The sequence below is a fragment of the Curtobacterium sp. C1 genome (assembly GCF_021049325.1).
In the GTDB taxonomy this organism is placed as follows: Bacteria; Actinomycetota; Actinomycetes; order Actinomycetales; family Microbacteriaceae; genus Curtobacterium; species Curtobacterium citreum.
In genome coordinates, this window is record NZ_CP088076.1 from 1,898,552 (window position 1) to 1,922,308 (window position 23,757).

At 71.8% G+C, this 23,757-nt stretch carries 23 protein-coding genes; 4 read left to right on the top strand and 19 right to left on the bottom strand.

Annotation, left to right across the window (positions count from 1 at the left end; translation table 11 throughout):
- Nucleotides 1–4: 4 nt before the first annotated feature.
- Entirely contained in the window at nt 5–568 is a 564-nt protein-coding gene (gene efp / locus LQK89_RS09195; protein ID WP_058742126.1) for an elongation factor P, read from the bottom strand.
- Between the two features lie 189 nt (nt 569–757).
- Nucleotides 758–2,446 carry an ABC1 kinase family protein gene (locus LQK89_RS09200; RefSeq protein ID WP_231048927.1) on the bottom strand — a complete coding sequence of 563 codons (1,689 nt, stop codon included), beginning with the start codon at nt 2,444–2,446 and terminating at the stop codon, nt 758–760.
- Between the two features lie 127 nt (nt 2,447–2,573).
- On the opposite strand from LQK89_RS09200, the gene LQK89_RS09205 reads away from it, so the two are divergent.
- Nucleotides 2,574–2,894: a hypothetical protein gene (locus LQK89_RS09205; protein WP_231048928.1), complete on the top strand. Its 321-nt coding sequence runs from the start codon at nt 2,574–2,576 to the stop codon at nt 2,892–2,894.
- 98 nt (nt 2,895–2,992) lie between these two features.
- On the opposite strand, the gene aroB is transcribed toward LQK89_RS09205, so the two are convergent.
- The 9 genes from aroB to LQK89_RS09250 form a co-directional block, all read right to left on the bottom strand.
- The gene (gene aroB / locus LQK89_RS09210; RefSeq protein WP_442874045.1) at nt 2,993–4,090 is read right to left on the bottom strand and encodes a 3-dehydroquinate synthase; all 1,098 of its coding nucleotides are present in this window, start codon (nt 4,088–4,090) and stop codon (nt 2,993–2,995) included.
- Nucleotides 4,087–4,629, bottom strand: coding sequence for a shikimate kinase (locus LQK89_RS09215; protein ID WP_338084835.1), 543 nt, complete (start codon nt 4,627–4,629; stop codon nt 4,087–4,089). Before LQK89_RS09215 ends, aroB begins: the two co-directional genes overlap by 4 nt.
- A complete protein-coding gene (aroC, locus tag LQK89_RS09220; protein ID WP_058742145.1) occupies nt 4,626–5,846 on the bottom strand; it encodes a chorismate synthase in 1,221 nt (406 codons plus the stop codon). Before aroC ends, LQK89_RS09215 begins: the two co-directional genes overlap by 4 nt.
- Before the next feature lie 69 nt (nt 5,847–5,915).
- Nucleotides 5,916–7,409, bottom strand: coding sequence for an endolytic transglycosylase MltG (gene mltG, locus LQK89_RS09225; protein ID WP_231048929.1), 1,494 nt, complete (start codon nt 7,407–7,409; stop codon nt 5,916–5,918).
- Nucleotides 7,410–7,502: 93 nt separating this feature from the next.
- Nucleotides 7,503–7,946: a Holliday junction resolvase RuvX gene (gene ruvX, locus LQK89_RS09230; protein ID WP_058742143.1), complete on the bottom strand. Its 444-nt coding sequence runs from the start codon at nt 7,944–7,946 to the stop codon at nt 7,503–7,505.
- A gap of 8 nt (nt 7,947–7,954) precedes the next feature.
- Nucleotides 7,955–10,612, bottom strand: coding sequence for an alanine--tRNA ligase (gene alaS / locus LQK89_RS09235; protein ID WP_231048930.1), 2,658 nt, complete (start codon nt 10,610–10,612; stop codon nt 7,955–7,957).
- Nucleotides 10,613–10,671: 59 nt separating this feature from the next.
- Complete coding sequence (locus tag LQK89_RS09240) at nt 10,672–10,866, bottom strand: hypothetical protein (protein WP_114849980.1); 195 nt, start codon at nt 10,864–10,866, stop codon at nt 10,672–10,674.
- A gap of 129 nt (nt 10,867–10,995) precedes the next feature.
- Nucleotides 10,996–11,625, bottom strand: a complete 630-nt coding sequence (gene rpsD / locus LQK89_RS09245; RefSeq protein WP_058742120.1) for a 30S ribosomal protein S4 — start codon at nt 11,623–11,625, stop codon at nt 10,996–10,998.
- A 265-nt stretch (nt 11,626–11,890) separates the two neighbouring features.
- Nucleotides 11,891–13,273, bottom strand: coding sequence for a replication-associated recombination protein A (locus LQK89_RS09250; protein WP_231050773.1), 1,383 nt, complete (start codon nt 13,271–13,273; stop codon nt 11,891–11,893).
- Nucleotides 13,274–13,401: 128 nt separating this feature from the next.
- On the opposite strand from LQK89_RS09250, the gene LQK89_RS09255 reads away from it, so the two are divergent.
- Both LQK89_RS09255 and LQK89_RS09260 read left to right on the top strand, forming a co-directional pair.
- Complete coding sequence (locus LQK89_RS09255; protein ID WP_231048931.1) at nt 13,402–14,217, top strand: peptidylprolyl isomerase; 816 nt, start codon at nt 13,402–13,404, stop codon at nt 14,215–14,217.
- Nucleotides 14,218–14,328: 111 nt separating this feature from the next.
- On the top strand, nt 14,329–15,561 hold the full coding sequence (locus LQK89_RS09260) for a DUF349 domain-containing protein (RefSeq protein WP_175326333.1): 1,233 nt from the start codon (nt 14,329–14,331) through the stop codon (nt 15,559–15,561).
- A 163-nt stretch (nt 15,562–15,724) separates the two neighbouring features.
- Here the strand turns inward: LQK89_RS09260 and LQK89_RS09265 are convergent, their stop codons facing one another.
- From LQK89_RS09265 to LQK89_RS09285, 5 genes are all read right to left on the bottom strand, one after another.
- Nucleotides 15,725–16,687 carry a bifunctional riboflavin kinase/FAD synthetase gene (locus LQK89_RS09265; RefSeq protein WP_231048932.1) on the bottom strand — a complete coding sequence of 321 codons (963 nt, stop codon included), beginning with the start codon at nt 16,685–16,687 and terminating at the stop codon, nt 15,725–15,727.
- 8 nt (nt 16,688–16,695) lie between these two features.
- Nucleotides 16,696–17,136, bottom strand: a complete 441-nt coding sequence (locus LQK89_RS09270) for a hypothetical protein (protein WP_058742117.1) — start codon at nt 17,134–17,136, stop codon at nt 16,696–16,698.
- An 80-nt stretch (nt 17,137–17,216) separates the two neighbouring features.
- A complete protein-coding gene (locus tag LQK89_RS09275; RefSeq protein WP_058742116.1) occupies nt 17,217–17,582 on the bottom strand; it encodes a hypothetical protein in 366 nt (121 codons plus the stop codon).
- Complete coding sequence (gene truB / locus LQK89_RS09280; RefSeq protein ID WP_174778178.1) at nt 17,579–18,547, bottom strand: tRNA pseudouridine(55) synthase TruB; 969 nt, start codon at nt 18,545–18,547, stop codon at nt 17,579–17,581. The genes LQK89_RS09275 and truB overlap by 4 nt, the downstream gene beginning before the upstream one ends.
- A gap of 36 nt (nt 18,548–18,583) precedes the next feature.
- Nucleotides 18,584–19,030 carry a hypothetical protein gene (locus LQK89_RS09285; protein WP_174778177.1) on the bottom strand — a complete coding sequence of 149 codons (447 nt, stop codon included), beginning with the start codon at nt 19,028–19,030 and terminating at the stop codon, nt 18,584–18,586.
- Nucleotides 19,031–19,082: 52 nt separating this feature from the next.
- On the opposite strand from LQK89_RS09285, the gene LQK89_RS09290 reads away from it, so the two are divergent.
- On the top strand, nt 19,083–19,982 hold the full coding sequence (locus LQK89_RS09290; RefSeq protein WP_144801031.1) for an A/G-specific adenine glycosylase: 900 nt from the start codon (nt 19,083–19,085) through the stop codon (nt 19,980–19,982).
- A gap of 3 nt (nt 19,983–19,985) precedes the next feature.
- On the opposite strand, the gene rbfA is transcribed toward LQK89_RS09290, so the two are convergent.
- The 3 genes from rbfA to LQK89_RS09305 form a co-directional block, all read right to left on the bottom strand.
- Nucleotides 19,986–20,429, bottom strand: a complete 444-nt coding sequence (gene rbfA / locus LQK89_RS09295; protein ID WP_058742112.1) for a 30S ribosome-binding factor RbfA — start codon at nt 20,427–20,429, stop codon at nt 19,986–19,988.
- 89 nt (nt 20,430–20,518) lie between these two features.
- Nucleotides 20,519–23,350, bottom strand: coding sequence for a translation initiation factor IF-2 (gene infB, locus LQK89_RS09300; RefSeq protein WP_231048933.1), 2,832 nt, complete (start codon nt 23,348–23,350; stop codon nt 20,519–20,521).
- A 75-nt stretch (nt 23,351–23,425) separates the two neighbouring features.
- Nucleotides 23,426–23,752, bottom strand: a complete 327-nt coding sequence (locus LQK89_RS09305) for a YlxR family protein (RefSeq protein ID WP_331000537.1) — start codon at nt 23,750–23,752, stop codon at nt 23,426–23,428.
- Between the last annotated feature and the right edge of the window lie 5 nt (nt 23,753–23,757).

Below are 23,757 nucleotides of genomic sequence, written 5' to 3' on the forward strand. Positions count from 1 at the left end.
ACGCCTAGGAGTTGACGCGGCCGAGGAAGCTGCCGTCGCGCGTGTCGATCTTCACGGTGGTGCCGTTCTCCAGGTACAGCGGCACCTGGATGCGGTGGCCGGTCGCGATGATCGTCGCGTCCTTCGTGCCGCCGGAGGAACGGTCGCCCTGCAGGCCCGGCTCGGTCTCCACCTCGGTGACGATCGACGTCGGGAGCTCGATGTAGAGCGGGTTGCCCTCGTTCATCGCGATGGTGACCATCGCGGACTCGAGGAGGAAGTTCTTCGCGTCGCCGACCACGGCCTCGGAGACCGGGATCTGGTCGTAGGTGTCGGTGTCCATGAACACGTAGGACTCGCCGTCCTGGTACAGGTACTGGTAGTCACGGCGGTCGACGGTCGCGGTGTCGATCTTCGCGCCGGCGTTGAACGTGCGGTCGACGACCTTGCCCGAGACGACGTTCTTCAGCTTCGTGCGGACGAACGCGCCGCCCTTGCCCGGCTTGACGTGCTGGAACTCGACGACCGACCAGAGCTGCCCGTCGATGATGAGAACGGCGCCGTTCTTGATGTCAGTGGTACTCGCCATGGGTCTTCCGTTCGATGGTGTTGTGAAGGTCTCCCGGACGTGCGTCCGGTCCCGACGGCGGCCGGGAGGCCCGTGCCGACGCCCCGACGAGTGTAGCGGACGGGCGCGGGACGGCCAGGCGCGACGGCGGGCGCAGGGCGGCGGGCGCGCGCCGGCGGGCGCGGGCGGGCGCGCGCCGGCGGGCGCGGGTCAGCGTCGTCGGCGCGCCCGCCACGCGTCGACTGCGGCCCACACGAGGAGCACGACGGCCGCGCCACCCATCAGCCCGCCGGCGGCGCCGGTCGACAGGACCGCCGTCGGCCGGGCCGGCATCGCCAGGTACACGATCGACAGCACCCCCGCACCGGCGCCGAGCAACACCAGGAGCACCCGGCGGATCAGTCCGGACACGACCTCGCGGTCCCGCCGGTCCGAGAACAGCCGGATGTTCACGGCGAGCTTGCCGTTCTCGAGTGCCTCGCCGATCCGGTCCACCCGCCGCGGCAGACGCCGCACGGTCGACACCACACCGAAGAGCTCGCGGATCGCCAGGTCCCGCACCGCACGGGGGCGCAGCTGGTCCCGGATCTGCCCCCTGGCCAGGTCCCGCGACTCCTCGAGCAGGTCGAACGACGGCGCGAGCGTCCGGAGCGTGCCCTCGAAGATCGCCAGCGCACGTGCTGCCGCGACGAAGTCCGGCGGCGGCTTGAGCCGGTACCGACCGAACACGGCGACGGCGTCGTCCACCGTCTCGACGCCGATCCGCGCACCGGGCCCGAGTTCGTCCGCGACGAACGCCGCGATGTCCCGGCGGAAGTCGGCCTCGTCCTCGTCGTTCCGGACCGGCGCCATCCGCAGCACACCGTCGGCGATCCGGGCGGTGTCGTCCTGGATGTACCCGGCGAGCAGGTCCTGCACGGTCTCGCGGAGTCCGGGGTCGAGCCGCCCGACCGACCCGAAGTCGATGAGCGCCGGGCGGCCGTCCGGCAGCAGCACGACGTTCCCCGGGTGCAGGTCGGCGTGGTAGATCCCGTCGAACACGACCTGCCGCAGGAACGCGTCGAGGACGGCGCGCATCGGCTCGTCGAGGTCCCGCGTCGACCGGGCGGCACGCAGCGCGCTGAGGGTCTCGCCCTCGAGGAACTCCATGACCATCACACGTCGGCTCGACAGGTCCCGGTAGGGCTCCGGGAACGCCACCGCGTCGGGCCGGGCGCTCCGTGCCTGCGCGGCGCGGAGTGCTGCGAGGTTCCGCATCTCCGACGAGAAGTCCACCTGCCGGACCAGGTCGTCGGCGTACTGCTGCGCGACGTCGGCGACCCCGACCTGCCGCGCCTCGGTGCTCGTCCGGGCCAGGAACCGCACCACGCGGAGCGCGATGTCGACGTCGCGACGCACCGCCGCGTCGATGCCGGGGCGCTGGACCTTCACCGCCACGACCGTGCCGTCCTGCAGCGTCGCACGGTGCACCTGCGCGATCGAGGCGGCGGCGACCGGCTCCGGGTCGAAGCTCGCGAACACCTGGTCGACCGGGGCACCGAGCTCCTCCTCGAGCAGGGCGGCGACCGCGCCGGCGTCCGCCGGGGTCACGCTCCGCTGCAGGTGCGCGAGCCCCTCGGTCCACTCCTCCGGCAGCAGGTCGTCCCGCGTCGAGAGCAGCTGGCCCATCTTCACGAAGCCGCCGCCGGCCTCCTCGAGGGCGCGACGGAGGTGTTCCGCCTGGTCACGACGCAGGTCGGCGGTCTCGGGGGCGTGCGAGAAGTCGAGCCGGCGGAAGGGCAGCAGACGGTGACGACGGGCGATCGCGAGCAGCTCGGCGAAGCGGCGGCCACGGGACCGCAGGCTGCCGGCGTCGACGTCCTGCTGACCGAGGTCGCTCAGACGGGGCGGGGTGGGCACCGGACCAGTCTGCTCCCCCGCCCTGCGCACCTGCCGCGCTCCTCCACAGCCTGGAGGCACGGCGCGCCCTCCACAGGTCGGCTCGCCTCCGACGTCGGCGTGCGCCCGGCGCGCGACGTTGGGTGGCATGGAGACCGCACTCGTCGCGGCGAGCATCGCCGCCCTGGCGTCCACCGTCGGCGCCGTCGTCAGCTGGTTCGGCGCGTTCCAGGCGCGACGGACCGTGATCCGCCACCACGCCTGGGAACGCTTCACCTGGGCGCTCCGTCAGCAGCCGCACGACCGTGCGTACGACATCTCGATCGCTGTGTTCCGGAACCTCGCGACCGTATCGTTGTGCCCGAAGTCTGATCGCCGACTGGCGTACCGCGCGCTCCGTCTGGAACGGGCCGCCGCTGACGCCACACGACCGCCAGGACCGACCGCTGGACAGGAGGCCGACTCATGAGGATCTTCCGACCACTGCCGGACGCACTCGATCCAGACCGTGACGACGACGAGTACTGGGCGTGGGAGAACGGGGCCACGCTCGACGAGTTCCGCGAGCTAGACCCCGACCTCCTGGTACGCGGTGAAGAGCAGGTGGTCCTCGGGCCCCTCGAGCGTGACCGGCTTGCCGACCCCGTCCAGGATGATGAACCGCAGCATGCCGGCCCGGGCCTTCTTGTCGCGGCGCATCGTCGCGAGCAGCCCCTCCCACCGGCCGAGCCCGTAGGACGTCGGGAGCTCGAGCGACTCCAGGATCGAGCGGTGCCGGTCCACCGTGGCGTCGTCGAGGTGCCCGGTCAGCCGCGCGAGCTCGGCCGCGAACACCATCCCGACCGAGACCGCCGCGCCGTGTCGCCACTGGTAGCGCTCGGCGTGCTCGATGGCGTGGCCGAGCGTGTGCCCGTAGTTGAGGACCTCGCGACGGCCCTGCTCGGTGAAGTCGTCCGAGACGACCTCGGCCTTGAGCGCGATCGCGAGCTCGACGACGCGGCGGAACTCAGGCGTCGTCGGGTTCGTGACGCGTGCGACGTCGGCCTCGATGACGTCGAGGATCTCCGGCACGGCGATGAACCCCGCCTTCACGATCTCGGCGAACCCGGTCAGGATCTCGTTCCGGGGCAGCGTCCGTGCCAGGTCGAGGTCAACGACCACGGCGCGCGGCGCGGAGAACACCCCGACCAGGTTCTTGCCCTCGTTCGTGTTGATGCCGGTCTTGCCCCCGACGCTCGCGTCGACCATGCCGAGCACGCTCGTCGGGATCGCCAGGAAGGGGACGCCGCGGAGCCACGTCGCCGCGACGAAGCCGGCGAGGTCCGTGACCGCACCGCCGCCGAGCCCGATCACGGCGTCCGTGCGGGTGAAGTCCGCCTGGCCCATGACCTGCCAGCAGAAGGCCGCCACCTCGACGCGCTTGGCCCCTTCGGCGTCCGGCACCTCGGCGATGAGCGCCTCGAGTCCGGCGTCCGCGAGCATCTCGCGGAGCTCGTTCGCCCGGGCGCCGAGCGTCGGGGCGTGCACGATCAGCACCTTGGCGACGCGCGGACCGAGCAGCGCGGGGACCGACCCGAGCAGGCCGTTCCCGACCGCGACGACGTACCCGCCGTCACCGCCGACCCGGATCTCGGTGGTGCCCTCGGGCAGGTTCGACTCGGTCACGGTGTCCCTCCGGTGGTGGTGTCCTGCGCGGTCACCCACGCGACGACGTCCTGCACGACGTGCGACATCGGCCGCCGCGAGGTGTCGAAAGTGGCGTGCGCCAGTTCGGCGTAGGTGGCGGCCCGGGCGTCCAGGATCGTCTGCCAGGCGTCGATGCCGCCCTGGGCGAGCAGCGGGCGGTCGCTGCCGGCGATGCGTTCGGCCACGGCCTCGGGTGAGACGGTCAGGAGCACGACCCGTGCCCCGGCCATGGCGTCCCGGGTGTCCGCGTGCGTGACGGCTCCCCCGCCGACCGAGACGACCCCGCCGGTGGCGATCGCGTCCCGGACGGCCCGGGCCTCGAGCTCCCGGAACGCCGGCTCCCCGCGCTCCGCGAAGATGCCCGGGATCGGGCCGTGCTCGCGCGCGATGACCCGGTCGGTGTCGGTGAACGGCACGCCGAGCGCCTTCGCGACGCGCTTGCCGACGCTCGACTTGCCGGCGCCCATCGGGCCGATCACGACGACCGGCCCGTGCGGCGCCCGGTCGGGCGTGCTCACCAGGCGGTCGAGGGCTCGGCGGCGTCGGTCCGCCGGGAGCGGAGCGTCTCCGGGATCGCGGCCAGGTAGCCGTCGAGGTTCCGCTTCGTCTCGGCGAGGCTGTCCCCGCCGAACTTCTCGAGCACGGCGTCGGCGAGCACGAGCGCGACCATGGCCTCGGCGACGACGCCGGCGGCGGGCACCGCGCAGACGTCGCTGCGCTGGTGGTGCGCGGAGGCGTCCTCGCCTGTGGCGACGTCGATGGTGTGCAGCGCGTGCGGGATCGTCGCGATCGGCTTCATCCCGGCGCGGACGCGCAGCACGGTGCCGGTCGACATGCCGCCCTCGGTGCCGCCGGCGCGGTCGCTCGTGCGGATGATCTCGCCGTCCTCGCGGTACAGCTCGTCGTGCGCCGCCGAACCCCGTCGCCCGGCGGTCGCGAAGCCGTCACCGACCTCGACGCCCTTGATCGCCTGGATGCCCATGATCGCGGCGGCGAGACGGGCATCGAGTCGACGGTCCCACTGCACGTGGGAGCCGAGTCCCGGGGGGACGCCGTAGAACAGGACCTCGACGACGCCGCCCAGGGTGTCGCCGTCCTTCTTCGCGGCCTCGACCTCGGTGACCATGCGTGCGGACGTCTCGGCGTCGAAGCACCGCAGCTGATCCTCGTCGAGGCGGTCGACGTCGTCGGGCTGCGGCAGGTCCGTGCCGTCCGGCACGCGGACGGTACCGACCTGCAAGGTGTGCGCGACGGACCGGATGCCGAGCTCGGCAAGGAAGGACTTCGCGACGGCGCCGAGCGCGACGCGGGCCGCGGTCTCGCGGGCGGACGCGCGCTCGAGGATCGGACGCGACTCGTCGAAGCCGTACTTCTGCATCCCGACCAGGTCGGCGTGACCCGGACGCGGGCGGGTCAGCGGGGCGCTGCGGCCGCGGGACATCTCGGTCTGCTCGACGGGCTCGGGGCTCATCACCTCGACCCACTTCGGCCACTCGGTGTTGCCGATGCGGATGGCGATCGGGCTGCCGATCGAGAACCCGTGGCGGACACCGCCGGAGACGTGCAGCTCGTCCTGCTCGAACTTCATGCGGGAGCCCCGGCCGTACCCGAGCTTCCGCCGTGCGAGGTCGGTGCGGATGGACTCGAACGACACCGGCACACCCGCGGGCAGGCCCTCGAGCATCGCGATCAGTTCGGGTCCGTGGGACTCACCAGCGGTCAACCAACGAAGCATGTCGACCATCCTCCCACAGCGCACCACCGTGCGACGCGGCCGCCGGACCGGCGCACCGGCCCGATCGACTCACTGGTAGGACGGGTGCGCCCGGAGCCACGCCTGGAACTGCGCCACTGCGACCTGGTGCTGGGCGTAGGTGTCCGAGAACACGGTCTCACCGGTCTCCAGGTTCACCGTGACGAAGTACAGCCAGTTCCCGCTCGCGGGCTGGGTCACGGCCTTGATCGCGACGTCACCCGGGTTCGAGATCGGTGCCGGCGGCAGGCCCTTGTGCTGGTAGGTGTTGTACGGGTTGCTCGCGTCCGCCCGCTCCTTGTCGGTCGTCGTGACGGTGTGGGTGTTCCCCGTCCCGTAGGCGACGGTCGCGTCGGACTGCAGCGCCATCCCCTGGTCGAGACGGTTCTGGAACACGCGCGCGACCTTCGGGAAGTCGGCCGCGACGCCGGCCTCCTTCTGCACGAGCGAAGCGAAGATGATCACCCGCTCCTGGTCGGCCTCGGCGACCCCCGCCGCGGCGAGGTGCTGCTTCATCGTGTCGACCATCGACTGGAAGTACTGCTTCGCGCTCCAGCCCGGGTTGATCGGGTACGTGGCCGGGAACAGCCAGCCCTCGAGCGTCGTGGTGCCGGCCGGCAGCCCGTAGGCCTGCACGTCGGCGGCCGCGGACGAGACCTCTTCCTTGGTGAGGCCGGCCTTCGAGACCATCCCGGCCTCGATGTCCTGCAGGGCCGTGCCCTCGGGGATGACGATGGAGGCCTGCACGCGGTTCTTCTCGTCCTGCAGTGCCGCGAGGGCCGACTTCGCGCTCATCTCCTTCTTGAGCGCGTAGGAGCCCGGCTGGAACTGCACGTTCGGCGACGTCAGCAGCAGCTTGTAGAACACCTGCGAGCTCTTCACGACACCGCTGCGCTGCAGCGTCTTCGCGACGTCCTCGCCGATGTCGCCCTGCTTGATCGTGATGGTGACCTTGCTCGTCCCGGACCCGGAGTAGTCGTCCGACTCCTGGGCGCCGCTGATCGCGCCGATCACCTGTTGGATCTTCGGTGCCGCGAACGCGTACGCCCCGCCGCCGGCGGCGAGCACGACCGCCACGATCACGATCCCCGCGATCAGCGGTCCGCGTCGTCGCTTCGGTCGCGGCTCGCGCGGCGGCCTGGAGGATCGCCCTCCACCGCCACGGCCGTCACGTCCGCCGCCTCCCGCGGCCCCGCCGCCGGGTGCCGCACCGCCAACGGCGGCTGCGGCACCACCGACGAGCCCGGCGTTCCGGGCTGCGTCCGCCGGCACCTCGCCGGTCAGGAGCGCCCGCACCTCGGGGTGGAGCTCGTCGTGGTGCTGCGCGACGGGAGGGTCGGCGGGCGACGTCGGTCGCGTGCTGTCGGCGTCGTCGCCGTCCCGTCGACCGCGGGCCGCCTCGGCGGCGCGGGCTTCGCGGCGGGACAGCGGATGGTCGGCGCTCGTCGGACGCTCGATGTCGTCGGGTCGTACCGCGGGCTGCTTGCGCCCGTCGGCGTCGTCACCGGGCGCGATGATCGCGTTCCAGTCCAGGTCGTCTGCCAACGGATCCTCGGTTCCTCGGGTCGGGGGCTCCGCCTGGTGGTGTCGGTCCGGGTACGACGGTCGGTGGCGGCGTCCTCGTCGTCGGCCGACCGGTCAGGGGAGCGTGGCGCCGGGGGCGGCGCTGGACGCACGCTCGTGGTCGAGCGCGTGTTGCAGAATGATAACAGCGGCCGCTTGGTCGATCACGGCCCGGGACTTCTTCGTGTTCTTGCCCGCCTGGTGCAGGCCGCGCTGGGCCGTCACGGTCGACAGACGCTCGTCGACGAGCCGGACCGGACGGTGCCGTGCGATCCGCTCGGCGAACGCGCGGGCGTCGGCGGTCGAGGGCGTGTCACCGCCGGACATCGACAGCGGCAGTCCGACGACGACCTCGAGCACGTCGTACTCGTCGGCGATCGCCAGGATGCGCCCGAGGTCCCTGCTGTCGTCGCGTCGCACCGTCTCGACCGGGGTGGCGAGCAGCCCGTCCCGGTCGCACACGGCGACGCCGATCCGGGCGCGACCGACGTCGATGCCGAGTCGTCGCCCGGACCGCATCGTCACCGTCAGCCCGCCAGGCGCGCGGTCACCGCACGCAGGGCCGCCGGCAGCGCAGCCGGGTCGGTCCCGCCGCCCTGCGCCAGGTCCGGCTTGCCGCCACCACCGCCGCCGAGCACGCCTGCGGCCTCCTTCGCGAGGGGGCCGGCCTGGACTCCCGCTGCACGCGCGGCGTCGTTCGTCACGACGATCACGACGGGCTTGCCGCTCACGACGGCACCGAGCACGACCACGGACGCACCGTCGCCGAGCTGTGCGCGCACGCCGGTGGCGAGCGAACGGAGGTCGTCGGCGGACTGGACGCCGTCGATCGTCTCGGCGACGACGGTCGTCGCGCCGACCGTCGTGGCCTGCTTCGCGATGCTGGGCACCCGCTGCTGCAGGTTCGCCGACTCGAACTCGGCGATGCGCTTCTGGGCGGCGCGGAGGTCCTCCATCAGGCTCTGCACGCGTCCCGGCAGGTCGTGCCGGGGCGCCTTGAGCGCGCTGGACAGCTGCGAGACGATCGTGCGCTCGACCGCCAGGTCCCGGAAGCCCTCGAGCCCCACGAGTGCCTCGACGCGGCGGTTCGTCGAGCCGACGCTCGACTCCCCCACCAGGTTGACGAGGCCGACCTGGGCGCTCGAGGCGACGTGCGTGCCACCGCAGAGCTCACGGGACCACGGGCCGCCGATGTCGACCATGCGGACCTCGGCGCCGTACTTCTCGCCGAAGAGCGCCTGGGCGCCGAGGGCCTTCGCCTCGTCGAGCGGCAGCACGCGGGTGGAGACCTCGAGGTCGGAGCGGATCGCGGCGTTCACGACCTCCTCGATCTCGGAGCGGGTCGACGTCGAGACCGGCTGCGACCAGGAGAAGTCGAGGCGCATGTAGCCGGACTTGTTGTACGAACCGGCCTGCAACGCCTCCGGGCCGAGCACGTCGCGGAGCGCGGCGTTCACCAGGTGGGTCGCGGAGTGCGCCTGGGTCGCACCGCGGCGGTACTCGGCGTCGACGACGGTGGTGGCGGCGTCCCCGACCCCGACCTCGCCGGACCGGACCTGGACCTTGTGGCTCCAGAGCCCGGCGACCGGACGCTGCACGTCGAGGACCTCGAGGTCGAAGCCGTTGCCGACGATCGAGCCCTGGTCCGCGTCCTGGCCACCGCTCTCGGCGTAGAGCGAGGTCTCACCGAGGATGACCTCGGCGATGTCGCCCGCGACCGCACGGTCCACGCTGACACCGTCGACGATGATGCCGAGGATCGCGGACTCCGCCTCGAGCGCGTCGTAGCCGAGGAACACGGTCTCGCCCGCGGCGCGGAAGGCGCTGTAGACGCTGAGGTCGGCAAGGGCCGTCTTCTTGCTCTTCGCGTCCGCCTTGGCGCGGGCACGCTGCTCGGACATGAGCGTGTCGAACGCGGTGCGGTCGACGACGACGCCCGCCTCCTCGGCCATCTCCATCGTCAGGTCGATCGGGAAGCCGAACGTGTCGTGCAGCAGGAACGCCGTGTCGCCGCCGATCGACGGGGCGCCGTCCTGCTTCGCACGCTCGACGGCCACGTCGAGGATCGTCGTCCCCTGCGCGAGCGTGCGGAGGAAGGTCTCCTCTTCCGCGTAGACGGTGCGCGCGATGCGGTCGTACTGCTCCGCGACCTCGGGGTAGGCGTCCCGCATCGCGTCGCGCGACGCCGGGAAGAGCTCGGGGAAGGTGGCGCCCTCGACGCCGAGCAGGCGCATCGCGCGGACCGTGCGGCGCAGGAGTCGGCGGAGGATGTAGCCGCGTCCCTCGTTCGACGGCGTCACGCCGTCCGCGACGAGCATGAGCGACGAGCGGACGTGGTCGGCGATGACGCGCATGCGGACGTCGTCCTCGTGCACGGCGCCGTAGCGGCGGCCGGAGATCTCGGCCGCCTTGTCGAGGACCGGGCGCACCTGGTCGATCTCGTACATGTTGTCGACGCCCTGCTTGATGAACGCGACGCGCTCCAGGCCCATGCCGGTGTCGATGTTCTGGTTCGGCAGGTCGCCCGTGATGTCGAAGTCGACCTTCGACCGCACGTTCTGGATCTGGTACTGCATGAACACGAGGTTCCAGATCTCGACGTAGCGGTCGTCGTCCGTCGCAGGACCGCCGTCGATGCCGTACGCCGGGCCGCGGTCGAAGAAGATCTCCGAGCAGGGCCCAGCAGGACCGGGCTGCCCGGTCGACCAGTAGTTGGTGTCCTTGCCCAGGCGCTGGATGCGCTCGTCGGGCAGCGACGAGTGCTGCTTCCAGAAGGCGATCGCCTCGTCGTCGTCCTCGTACACGGTGACCCACAGGTCCTCCGGGTCGAAGCCGAGGCCCCCGTCGGACTCCGACGACGTCAGGAACTCCCAGGCGTACTGGATCGCCTGCTCCTTGAAGTAGTCGCCGAACGAGAAGTTGCCGTTCATCTGGAAGAACGTGCCGTGCCGCGGGGTCTTGCCGACCTCTTCGATGTCGTTCGTGCGGATGCACTTCTGCACGCTCGTGGCGCGCGGGTACGGCGCCGGGACGAGCCCCGTCAGGTACGGGATGAACGGCACCATGCCGGCGACCGTGAACAGGAGCGACGGGTCGTCGGAGACGAGCGACGCGGACGGGACGACGGTGTGCCCACGGTCGCCGAAGTACTGGAGCCAACGGCGGCGGATCTCTGCGGTCTGCATGGTGCTTCCTGGGTCGAGGAGTCGGTGGGAGGGTGTGCGCGGGGACGCGGCTCGGGCGGTCAGTCGACGACGTCGGTGGACGGGCGCAGCTCGGCGTCCCGCGACCGGTAGCCGTCGGCCACGGCGTCCGTGAAGGCCTTGGTCCGGGCGTTCACGTCGGCGAAGAAGCGCGCGCCACCCGGGGTGTTCGCGATCCGGTGCGCTGCGGCGAACCCGATGACGACGCCGACGGCGACGAAGAACAGCTGCTTCACGGTGCCCCTCCCTCTCGCGCACGCAGGCGGCGCGTGCCCGACGAGTCTAGTGGCGGGGAACCCCCGGTACGCCGAACGGCGGGCCGTCCTCCTGAGAGGACGACCCGCCGTTCGGGTGTGATCGGTGGATCAGCGAGCTGCGTAGTACTCGACGACGAGCTGCACTTCACAGGTCACGGGGACCTCGGCGCGCTTCGGGCGACGGACCAGGCGGGCCTGGAGCTTCTCGATCTCGACCTCGAGGTAGCCCGGGACCTTCGGCAGGACCTCGAGGTGACCACCGGCGGCGGCGACCTGGAGGGGCTCGAGGGACTCGGAGCGCTGCTTGACGTGGATCATCTGGCCCTCCTTCACGCGGAAGGACGGACGGTCGACGAGCTTGCCGTCGACCATGATGTGACGGTGCACGATCAGCTGACGGGCCTGCGCGGTGGTGCGGGCGAAGCCGGCACGGAGCACGAGGGCGTCGAGGCGCTGCTCGAGGAGCTCGACCAGGTTCTCACCGGTCAGGCCCTTCGTCTTGCGGGCCTCTTCGAAGACGATGCGGAGCTGCTTCTCGCGGATGCCGTACTGGGCGCGCAGACGCTGCTTCTCACGGAGACGGACGGCGTAGTCGCTGTCCGCACGACGGCGGGTGCGGCCGTGCTCACCGGGGCCGTAGGGGCGCTTCTCGAGGTAGCGGGCCGCCTTCGGCGTCAGCGGGATGCCGAGCGCGCGCGAGAGGCGGGTCTTGCTGCGGGTGCGTGACTTGGTAGACACAGGGTCCTTTTCTCTGTCTGAACTGAATGACTCGTCGGACACCACCCGTCCGCGGGCACTGCGTACCGGGGGCACTGCAAGCACGCGGGCGTGTTCGGTCCCGACGACGGGATCCAGAGGGATGAGCCTGTGGGATCGGACGGCTACAGTCCGAACCTCTGTCCCCGTACCGCCGGAGCGGGACTCTGTCCTCGGCGCAGCCGCACGCGAGGACCAGGACGTAGGCCCGGCAATGCTAGCAGCATCTGGACCCGCGGTGCCAGCACTACTCGCCGCGGGTGATCTTCCGGAGCCGCTCGAGGCGCGGACCGACCTCGCGCTCGTACCCGTTGCCGGTCGGCGTGTAGTACTCGGTGCCGTCGAGGACGTCGGGCAGGTACTGCTGTCGGGCCACCCCGTGCTCGGCGTCGTGCGAGTAGACGTAGCCCTTGCCGTGGCCGAGCCGCTTCGCCCCGGGGTAGTGCGCGTCACGGAGGTGCATCGGCACGACGCCCATCCGCCCGGCCTTGACGTCGGCGATCGCCGCGTTCACGCCGTTGTAGGACGCGTTCGACTTCGGAGCGGTGGCCAGGTACACGACCGCCTCGGCCAGGGGGATCCGGCCCTCGGGCATGCCGATGAGCTGGACGGCCTGCGCCGCGGCGACCGCGATGGGCAGTGCCTGCGGGTCCGCCATGCCGATGTCCTCGGACGCGGAGATGATGATGCGCCGCGCGATGAACCGCGGGTCCTCGCCCGCCTCGATCATGCGGGCCAGGTAGTGGAGCGCGGCGTCGACGTCGCTCCCCCGCACCGACTTGATGAAGGCGCTGATGACGTCGTAGTGCTCGTCGCCCTGGCGGTCGTAGCGGAGCAGCGCCCGGTCCACCGCGGCCGCCACGGTGTCCGCGTCGACGACCGGGACGGTGTCGACGCCGTCGAGCGGCGCGTCGTCGTCGTCCTCGGGGTCGGCAGCGGCCGCGACGGCCGAGGACGCCGCGGCCTCGAGCGCGGTCAGAGCGCGTCGGGCATCGCCGGAGGACAGCCGCACGATGGCCGCACGGGCGTCGTCACCGAGCACGACCGACCCGCCGAGCCCCCGTGGGTCCTCGACCGCGCGGTCGACGAGCATGCCGAGGTCGGCGTCCGTGAGGGGCTTGAGCGTCAGGAGCAGCGACCGGGACAGCAGCGGCGAGATGACGGAGAACGACGGGTTCTCGGTCGTCGCCGCGATGAGGATCACCCAGCCGTTCTCGACGCCGGGCAGCAGGGCGTCCTGCTGCGCCTTGCTGAAGCGGTGGATCTCGTCGAGGAACAGCACGGTGGTCGAGCCGTACAGGTCGCGGTGGGTCAGGGCCTTCTCCATGACCTCGCGCACGTCCTTGACCCCGGCGGTGACCGCGGAGAGCTCGACGAACTCGCGACCGGACTGCCGCGCGATCGCCTGCGCGAGGGTGGTCTTGCCGGTACCGGGCGGCCCCCAGAGGATCACCGAGACCCCACCCGGGTTCTCGCGCGTGCCCGTCGCGAGCTGCACGAGCGGGCTGCCGCGACCGAGCAGGTGCTGCTGCCCGGCCACCTCGTCGAGGCTGGTGGGGCGCATCCGGACGGCGAGCGGCACCGAGCCCTGTGCCAGGCCGGCGCGACCGCCGGTGGTGGGCGCACGCATGCCCGATCGATCCGCTGCCATGCATCGATCGTAGGCCGACCCACCGACGTGGGCGTGCCTCCAGGCCGAGCGCACCGCGCCGTCCGCTACGCTCGGCGGCACACTCGACGAGAGGTCCGATCAGCACCGTGGCACCGAAGAACCAGTCGCGCGACAACCGCGAGGCGCGCGAGCGGCTCCGTCTGTACCAGGCCCGTCAGGGGCTGCACGACCGGCAGCGCCGGCGCCGGGTGCGGGACAACACGGTCGGTGCGGTGGTGCTCGTCCTGGTCGCCGCGCTCGCGACCGGGTCCCAGCTCGTCCACGCGGGCACGCAGGGCTCCGGGAAGGCCGGCGCCAGCGCGAGCACGTCGGCCACCGCCACGGCGACCCCGTCCGCCAGTGCCGCGGGCGACACCGGAGACGTGCCGAGCAAGTCCATCGCCGGCGGGAAGACCTGGACCGGCACGCTGACCCTGAACAAGGACGTCGAGCTCGGCATCGAGCTCGACGGCAAGGCCGCCCCGCAGGCCGCGAGCGTCGAGATCGACCTCATCCGGAAGCAGTTCTACGAGGGCACGACGTGCCACCGGCTCGCCGACAGCGCCGACTTCGAGTTCCTGCAGTGCGGCTCCGCGAACGGCGACGGGACGGGTGACGCCGGGTTCCAGTACGGGCCGCTCGAGAACGTGCCGAGCGACGGGGAGTACCCCGCCGGCACGATCGCGATCGCCCGTGGGTCCTCGCCGACGTCGCAGACCACGCAGTTCTTCATCGTCTACGGCGACACGACCCTCGACGGCTCGACGGGCGGCTACACCGTGGTGGGCAAGGTGACGAGCGGCCTCGACCGGCTCCAGTCCCAGATCACCTCGAAGGGCATCGCCTCCCCCGGGAGCGACGGCACGGGCGAGCCGAAGGTCGCGACGACGATCACCGGCGCCACCATCGCCGAACAGCAGTAGTCCACAGGTCGCACGGACGCGGGTCGCGGAGGCCTCCCGTGCAATAGGCTGACGACCTGACCGTGCCGACGGTGACGTCGGTGATGCACGACCACGATCGAGGCGAGACCTGTGGGACCTGACGAAGCAACGACCTGGGGCCGGGTCGACGAGAACGGGACGGTGTACGTCCGGTACGAGGACACCGAGAAGGCGGTCGGCGAGTACCCCGACGCCACCCCGGACGAGGCGCTCGCGTACTTCGCGCGGAAGTACGCCGACCTCGAGGGGCAGGTGAAGATCGCGGAGCAGCGCACCCAGCGCGGTGCCTCGGCGAACGACGTCGCCCGCACGGTGGAGCACCTCCGCGCCCAGGTGGCCGAGGCCCGGGTCGTCGGAGACCTGAAGTCCCTCGAGGACCGCGTCGCGAAGCTCTCCGAGCAGGTCGGTTCGCTGACCAAGGAGCAGCAGGCGCAGGCGCAGCAGGCCCTGACGGACGCCCTCGCGCACCGGACCGCCCTGGTCGAGGAAGCCGAGCAGCTCGCGGCCGTCGATCCGGCGCGTGCGCAGTGGAAGCAGATCACCGCACAGCTGGACGACGTGTTCGCCCGGTGGCAGCAGCACCAGCACGACGGTCCCCGTCTGCCCAAGAACGAGGCGAACGAGCTCTGGAAGCGGTTCCGTGCCGCCCGCTCGACGGTCGACCAGCACCGCCGCGCTTTCTACTCCGAGCTCGACGCGCAGCACCGCGACGCACGGGGCCGCAAGCAGGAGCTCGTGCAGCAGGCCGAGGCACTCGCCTCGCGCGGCTCGGACGGGATCCCCGCCTACCGCGAACTCCTGGACGAGTGGAAGCGCGCCGGCCGGGCGGGCAAGCGCCACGACGACGCGCTGTGGGCGCGGTTCAAGGCCGCCGGTGACGTGCTGTTCGAGCAGCGCCACGCCGAGGCTGCGGTGGAGAACGAGGAGTACTCCGCCAACCTCGTCGCGAAGCAGGAGCTCCTGACCGAGGCCGAGCCGCTCCTGCAGCAGCACGACCGCGTCGCCGCGCGCCGCACGCTCACCGACATCCAGCGCCGCTGGGACGAGATCGGCAAGGTCCCCCGCGGGGACGTCCGCCGCATCGAGGACCGACTGCGCGCGGTCGAGGACCACGTGCGGAGCCTCGAGGACCAGCACTGGAAGGCGTCGGACCCGGAGCGCAAGGCCCGTCAGACCGGGCTCGCGAGCCAGCTCGAGGACGCGATCGGCAAGCTCGAGGCCGAGCTCGCCGAGGCGCAGGCCTCCGGGAACGCCCGGAAGATCAAGGACGCGCAGGAAGCCCTCGACGCCCGCAAGATCTGGCTCGACGCGCTCGGTGGTTGAAGATCTGAGCGGTTGACCATCCGAGTGGTCGAAGCTCCGAGCGGTTGACCACCCGGTCCACGACGAAGGCCCCCGCGTGTGCGGGGGCCTTCGTCGTCCGGAGGACCGTCGATCAGGTGATCGTCGATCGGGTGACCGTCGATCGGGCGACGCTCGGTCCGGGTCAGACGGGAGCGGGCATGCCGAGCAACAGTCGGATGTCGAGGTCGTCCTGCCGCATCTGGGCAGCGAGCTCGTCCATCGAGGAGAACGCCACCATGCCCCGGACGTAGGACACGAACAGGACCGAGATCGTCTCGCCGTACAGGTCGATGTCGACGTCGAGCAGGTGCGCCTCGATCTGCTTCGCGGGCACGCCCTCGAAGGTCGGGTTGTTCCCGACCGAGACAGCCGCGGGGTAGACCGTGCCGCGGTGCAGGACCCGAGCGGCGTACACCCCGTCGGCGGGCACGAAGCCCTCGCACGCCGGGTCGAGGTTCGCGGTCGGGTAGCCCATCGCACGGCCGCGCTGGTTGCCGTGCACGACGGTGCTGCGGACGGCGTGCTCTCGCCCGAGCAGTCGCGCGGCCTCGGCCACCCGGCCCTCACCCAGGAGCTCGCGGATCCACGTGGAGGACACGCGGCGCTCGTCCGACTCGCGGACGTCGTCCCGCAGGTCCACGTCGTCGATGAGCTCGACCGTGAAGCCGTGCCGCTCCCCCAGCGCCCGCAGCAGGGCGACGTCGCCGGCACCGCGGGCACCGAAGCGGAAGTCGCTGCCGACGAAGACGAGCCGGGCGTGCAGCGTGTCGACGAGCACGTCGGACACGAACGACTCCGGCGCCTGCGTCTGAAGGTGCTCGTCGAAGCGGAGCAGCAGGGTCGCGTCGACCCCGACGGACTCCAGGAGCTCACGGCACTGCGCAGTGCTCGTGAGGGCCGGCGGGACCCGGCTCGGGTCGATGACGCTGAGCGGGTGCCGGTCGAAGGTGACGACGGTCGACACGAGCCCCTGTTCGCGTGCGGCACGCTCGAGGTGCGCGATCACGGCGCGGTGGCCGACGTGCACGCCGTCGAACTTGCCGATCGTCACCGCGCTCGGTCCGAAGCCCGAGGCGACGTCGGCAGGGTCGTCGTAGAACTGCACGCGGGCCCCTACTCGCCGGCCGCGACGGTGCTGCGGGCGGGCTCGGCGGCAGCCGTGCGGTGGTGCTTGCGGAGCCACCAGAGCCCGGCGATCGGCAGCACGAGCGGCGCGAAGACGTAGCCGAGGCCGTAGTACGACCAGACGGTGTCGTCCGGGAAGAGCTGTCGGTCGACCAGGGACAGCGTGCCGACGATCAGCACGCCGGCCATCTCGAAGCCGATCGTCACGCAGGCGACCCGGTACCACACCCGGCCGGGGGCGATGAGGGCGATCATCGCGACGATGTACACGACCGCCGCCACCGCGCTGAGCGTGTAGGCGAACGGCGCGTGCGAGAACTTCTCGATGATCTGCACGACGCTGCGTCCCGTCGCGGCGAGGGCGAGGATGCCGTAGACGGCGATGAGGACACGGCCGACACCGGTCGCGAGGGAGGATCTGGTCGCCACGGCACCGAGTCTACCGACGCCCTGGGACACCCGATGCCAGCCCGGGCCGCTGTCCGCCCCGAGCACCCGGTCGGCGCTGGTCAGTTCAGCGCGAACCAGATCTGGTACATCCGGTAGACCATCACCGCGACGGTGAACGCACCGGCGCCGAGGACGACCGTGCTCCAGCGGGTGCGGTCGATGAGCGCCCAGACGATGGCCGCCGGCGGGACGAGCAGCACCGACACCGCGTACACGCCGAACTCGAGGCCGTTGCCCTGCGGCGGCGACCCGACGGCCGGCAGCACGAGCGACACGACCCCCTGGGCGAGCAGCAGCACCTCGATGAGGGCGAGCGCTCCGACCGTGTAGTCGTTCGGCTTCCACCCGACGAACCCGACGACGACCGTGAAGATCCCCACGACGACCGCGAGCACGAGCTGCACCCACATGAACCACTCGATCACGCGTCGGCTCCGCTCCGGTCGGCGTCCGCAGCGGCGGACGCCGGCGCGGGGAAGTTCGTGATGACGCGGAGTCGCCCGCGCCGGACCGACACGAGTCCGACGAGCCGGTCGTCCGCCGTCGCGACCGCCGCAACGGGGCCGTCGTCGTCCGGGTGGTCGGCGGCGACCCGTTTGCCGTCCGTCAGGTCCTTCGCCGCCTGCGGTTCGAGCGACACGCTCGGGAAGAGCCGCCGCGCGACGTCCGCCGGCCGGGCGAGCGCGCCGAGGACGTCCACGTCGTCGTCCTCGAGGTCGACCGCGTCGGCGACGTCGAACGGACCCACTGCCGTCCGACGGAGCGCGGTGAGGTGGCCGCCGGTGCCGAGCGCGGCCCCGACGTCCCGGGCGAGGGCGCGGACGTACGTTCCCGACGAGCAGTCGACGACGACGTCGAGGTCGACCACGGCGACGTCGGCGCCGTCCACGCGGACCGTGTGCTCGGTGCGCGCGGTCACGTCGAAGCGGGACACCGTGACGGTGCGGGAGCGCAGGACGACCTCCTCGCCCTTCCGCGCGAGGTCGTAGGCGCGACGCCCGTCGACCTTGATCGCGCTCACGGTGGAGGGCACCTGGTCGATCGTGCCACGCTGCCCCGCCACGGCGCGGTCGACCGCGGCCTCGCCGACGTCGGCGCCGAGGACGCCCGGTGCGGCGGTCGGGGTGCCGTCGGCGTCGTCCGAGTCCGTCGACACGCCGAGCCGGATGGTCGCCGTGTAGGTCTTGCCGAGGCCGACCAGGTGCGTCAGCAGACGCGTGGAGGGGCCGGCGCCCAGGATGAGCAGGCCGGTCGCCATCGGGTCGAGCGTCCCGGCGTGCCCGATCTTCTTCAGGCCGAGGCGGCGGCGGGCGATCGAGACGACGCGGTGGCTCGAGATGCCCTGCGGCTTGTCGACGAGGAGGATGCCGTCAGGCGCGGAAGCGAGCACCGGACGAGGGTACCAGCGGCGCTGCGCGGCCGGCGCTCAGCAGGCGTCGTTCCAGTTGCGCCGCGGGTGCTCGGGGTCGGTCGCGTCCAGGATCGCGGAGGCGGCGAGCTTGACGTCCGCGCGGCGCTCGAGCCGCCCGTCCTCGCGCTCGACCCACAGCGACCAGCGCCACAGCCCACGCACCCCCGGCGCCAGCAGGCCGTGCCCGTGCACGACCAGGACACCGGCGCCGGCGCCCGTCGTGCGGAACGGCGTCACGAGGTCCGCCCGGAGCCGGTCGACGTCGTCCGAGGGAGCGGCGGCCGCCATCGCGGGGACACCGTGCTGCTCGAAGCCGGCGACCAGGCCGGCGGCGACGCGCTCGAGGTCGGTGCCGTCCTGCCCGTCGACCCCGATCACGGCGCGGTTCGTCCCCACCTGCGCGATCACCTCGCCTGCGATCGCGGCGTACGTGTCGGTCTCCTGCGGTGCCCAGCGTGCCATGCACCCACCGTAGGCTGTCGTGGTGAACGCGAGCGGAGCCTCCCGTCCTCCTGTGGACGAACCGTCGGACGCGACCCGACCCGACCTCGCGACCCCGCTGGTCGCCTGGTTCCGCGCCGAGGCGCGTGACCTGCCGTGGCGCCGCCCCGGCTTCCCGGCGTGGGGCACGCTGGTCAGCGAGGTCATGCTGCAGCAGACGCAGGTCGCGCGCGTCGTCCCCCGACTGGAGGCGTGGCTCACCCGGTGGCCGACGCCTGCGGACCTCGCGGCGTCGCCCCCGGCGGACGCGGTGCGTGCCTGGGACCGGCTCGGCTACCCGCGTCGCGCGCTCGCGCTGCACGCGGCGGCGACCGCCATCGCGGAACAGCACGACAACGTCGTGCCGCGGGACGTCGACGCCCTGCTCGCGCTGCCGGGGATCGGTGACTACACCGCGCGTGCCGTCGCGGTGTTCGCGTACGGCGACCGCCACCCGGTCGTCGACGTGAACGTCCGGCGGGTCCTCGCCCGCGCGCTGCTCGGGCAGGGCGAGCCGGGACCGGCGAAGGCGAAGCAGGACCTGCCGCTGATGGCGTCCGTGCTGCCCGAGGAACGCGACCTGGCGGCGGCGACGAACGCGGCCGCGATGGAGCTCGGGGCGCTGGTCTGCGTCGCCCGCTCCCCCGCGTGCGACGCCTGCCCGATCGCCGACCGGTGCGCTTGGCGCGCCGCGGGGTACCCGGAGCACGACGGACCGCGAGCACCGAAGCAGGCGCGCTTCGCCGGGAGCGACCGGCAGGTGCGCGGCCTGATCATGGCCGAGCTGCGGTCGAGCGACGTCCCCGTGCTCCGTTCCGAGATCGACCTGGTCTGGCCGGACGACGCACAGCGGGAGCGTGCCCTCGCCTCGCTCCTCCGCGACGGGCTGGCCGTCGGGGACGATGCGGGCGGGTACACGCTCCCGAGTGCGTGAGGGTCAGGCGCGGTCGTCGTCCTCGTCCTCGTCGTCGTGCTTGTACGGGTCGGCGTCGCCGGCGTACTGCGCTCCGGCCGAGGCCGCCTTCACCTGCGCGTCGCGCATCTGCGCCTGGGCGAGCAGGTCCTCCATGTGCGCCGAGGTCTCCGGCAGGGCGTCGGCGATGAACTCGAGCGAGGGGGTGAGCCGTGCCGTGATGTTCTTTCCGACCTCGCTCCGGAGCATGCCGGTCGCGGCCTTGAGCGCCGCGGCGGAGTCGGCACGCTCCTCGTCGGAGCCGTAGACGGTGTAGAAGACCGAGGCGTGCTGCAGGTCCCCGGTGACGCGGACGTCGGTGATCGTGACGAAGCCGAGACGCGGGTCGCGCAGACCCTTGTCGAGTCGACGAGCGACGACTTCCTTGATGCGGTCCGCCATCTTGCGTGCGCGCTGCGGATCGGCCATTGGGTGCCTCCTGGGGCAGGGATTCTTCTGGTGGAACGGGTGGACCCCGCCCCTCCCGAGGGAGGAGCGGGGTCCAGACTAGCCAGGCGTCAGTCGCGCGGCTTCTCGACGAGCTCGGTGGTCTCGATCTCGTCACCGACCTGGATGTCGTTGTACTTGCCCAGACCGATACCGGCCTCGAAGTCCGTGCGGACCTCGGTGACGTCGTCCTTGAAGCGGCGCAGCGACTCGATGGCCAGGCCGTCGGCGAGCACCACACCGTCACGGATGACGCGCGCCTTGGCGTTGCGCGTGATCGTGCCGGAGCGGACGATGACACCGGCGATGTTGCCGAACTTCGAGGAGCGGAACACCTCGCGGATCTCGGCGACACCCGACTGGACCTCTTCGTACTCGGGCTTGAGCATGCCCTTGAGGGACTGCTCGATGTCCTCGAGTGCGTTGTAGATGACCGAGTAGAAGCGCACGTCGATGCCTTCGCGCGCCGCACGCTCGCGGGCCTTGACGTCCGGGCGGACGTTGAAGCCGACGACGATCGCGTTGTCGATCGTGGCCAGGTCGATGTCCGACTCCGTGATCGCACCGACGCCGCGGTGCAGGATCCGGAGCTGGACGCTGTCGTCGACCTCGATGTCCAGGAGCGACTGCTCGAGTGCCTCGACGGCACCGGAGACGTCACCCTTGATGATGAGGTTGAGCGAGTCGACCTTGCCCTCTTCGAGTGCGCGGGTGAAGTCCTCGAGCGAGATGCGCTTGCGGGCCTTGGCCAGCTGGGCGTTGCGCTCGGCGGCTTCACGCTTCTCGGCGATCTGACGGGCCGTGCGGTCTTCTTCGGTGACGAGGAACGTGTCACCGGCGCGCGGCACCGACGACAGACCCTGCACCTGGACCGGGCGGCTCGGCGTCGCGGCAGTGACCGCGTTGCCGTCCTCGTCGGTCATCGCACGGACGCGGCCGTAGGCCGTACCCGCCACGATGGCGTCACCGACGTGGAGCGTGCCGGACTGGATGAGCACCGTGGCGACCGCACCGCGACCCTTGTCGAGTCGGGCTTCGATCGCGACACCGCGTGCGTCCTTGTCGGGGTTCGCACGCAGGTCGAGACCCGCGTCGGCGGTGAGCAGCACGGCGTCGAGGAGGTCCTGGATGCCGACGTTGTTGCGCGCCGACACGTCGACGAACATGACGTCGCCGCCGTACTCCTCGGCCACCAGGTTGTACTCGGTGAGCTGCTGCCGGACCTTCGCCGGGTTCGCGCCCTCCTTGTCGATCTTGTTCACCGCGACCACGATCGGCACACCGGCCGACTGCGCGTGGTTCAGCGCCTCGATCGTCTGGGGCATGATGCCGTCGTCCGCCGCGACCACGAGGATCGCGATGTCCGTCACCTGGGCACCACGGGCACGCATGGCGGTGAACGCCTCGTGACCCGGGGTGTCGATGAAGGTGATCGGGCGGTCGACGCCCTCGTGCTCGGTCGTGATCTGGTACGCACCGATGTGCTGGGTGATGCCACCGGCCTCGCCCTCGACGACCTTCGAGTTGCGGATCGCGTCGAGGAGGCGGGTCTTGCCGTGGTCGACGTGGCCCATGACGGTGACGACCGGCGGCCGCTGCTGCAGCACGTCGTCGTCCTCGTCCTCGAGCTCGGCATCGAGGTCGATGTCGAAGCCCTCGAGGAGCTCACGGTCCTCGTCCTCGGGCGAGACGATCTGGATCTTGTAGCCGAGCTCCTCGCCGAGGACCTCGAACGTGGCCTCGTCCAGGGACTCCGTGGCGGTCGCCATCTCACCGAGGTGGAACAGCACCGTCACGAGGTTGCCGGGCATCGCGTCGATCTTGTCCGCGAAGTCCGAGATGCTCGCACCACGGCGCAGACGGACGACCGTGTTGCCGTCGCCACGAGGGACCTGCACGCCGCCGAGCGACGGCGCCTGCCGCATCTCGTACTCGGCGCGCTTCGTCCGCTTCGACTTGCGGGCACGGCTCTTGCCACCACCGCGACCGAACGCACCGGCGGTCCCACCACCGGGGCCACGACCACGGCCACCGCCACCGGCGGGACGCGGGCCGGAGAACGCCGGACGCGGGAAGCCGCCGCCGGCACCCGGGGCACCCGGACGACCGCCGGGGCCACCACGGCCGCCACCCTGGCCCGGGCGCTGCCCGAAGCCGTTGGGACGGTTCGCCTGACCGGGGCCACCCGGACGCGGCGCACCGGGACGCGGGGCGCCCGGACGCGGCGGTGCCGGACGCGGGATGCCGTTGCCGCCACCGGCGCCGCCGGCGGGACGCTGTCCCATGCCCTGGTTCGAGGAGTACGGGTTGTTGCCCGGACGCGGCGGGCGCGAGCCCATGCCCTGGCTCGATGCGTAGGGGTTGTTGCCGGGACGTGCGCCCGGCTTCGGGCCACCCGGCTTCGGGCCGGCTGCTGCGCCCGGCTTCGGGGAACCGCCGGGCTTGACGGCGTCACCCTTCGGCGCGGTCGTGCCACCGGACGCCTGGCTCGCGGCCTTCTCGTCGGCTGCGGCCTTGCGTGCGGCCTCGGCCTCGGCCTGGCGCTGGGCGACCGACTTCGGTGCAGCGGGCACCGGGGCGTCGCTGGCCGGGGCCTGCGCCTGGGGCTCGGGCTGCGGGGCCGGTGCCGGACGGGCCGGACCCGGGCGGGGGCCGCCGGGCTTCGGCGCGCTCGACTTCGGCGCTGCGGTCTTGGCGGGCGCGCTCGGCGTGGCCGACGCTGCCGGAGCCGACGACGAGGCGCCGGACGCCTGCAGCGCAGCACGGAGCTTGCGCGCGACGGGGGGTTCCACACTGGAGCTCGGGCCCTTGACGAACTCGCCGAGCTCCTTGAGCTTCTCCATTGCGGTCTTGCTGTCGACACCGAGTTCGGATGCGATCTCGTGTACGCGTGGTTTTGCCACTGTTCTCCTTCACGGGTCCCACCCCGCGAAGGGGGCGGGACTCACTGGATGACGGGTCTCATTTCGAGCCGCTCATCAGTTGTCCATAAGCCGTTCAGCCTGTTCTGTCGTGTCCTGGTGTCCGCCCGACTGCTCGGCTGCGAGGCCGTGCAGGTGGTCGAGCACTGCGGACGTGTCGGGTTCGCGATCCAGCCGGAGCGCCCGGCGGAAGGCCCGGCGCTTGACGGCCAGTTCGTAGGCTTCGACGGTCGGGGTGAGCCACGCTCCCCTGCCCGGCATGACTGCCTTCGGGTCCGCCACGACGCGACCGTCGCTCGAGGCGACGACACGGAGGAGGGAGGACCGGGGAGCACGGCGACGACTGCCGATGCACGTTCTGACGGGAACCACCTTACTCCTCACCTCCG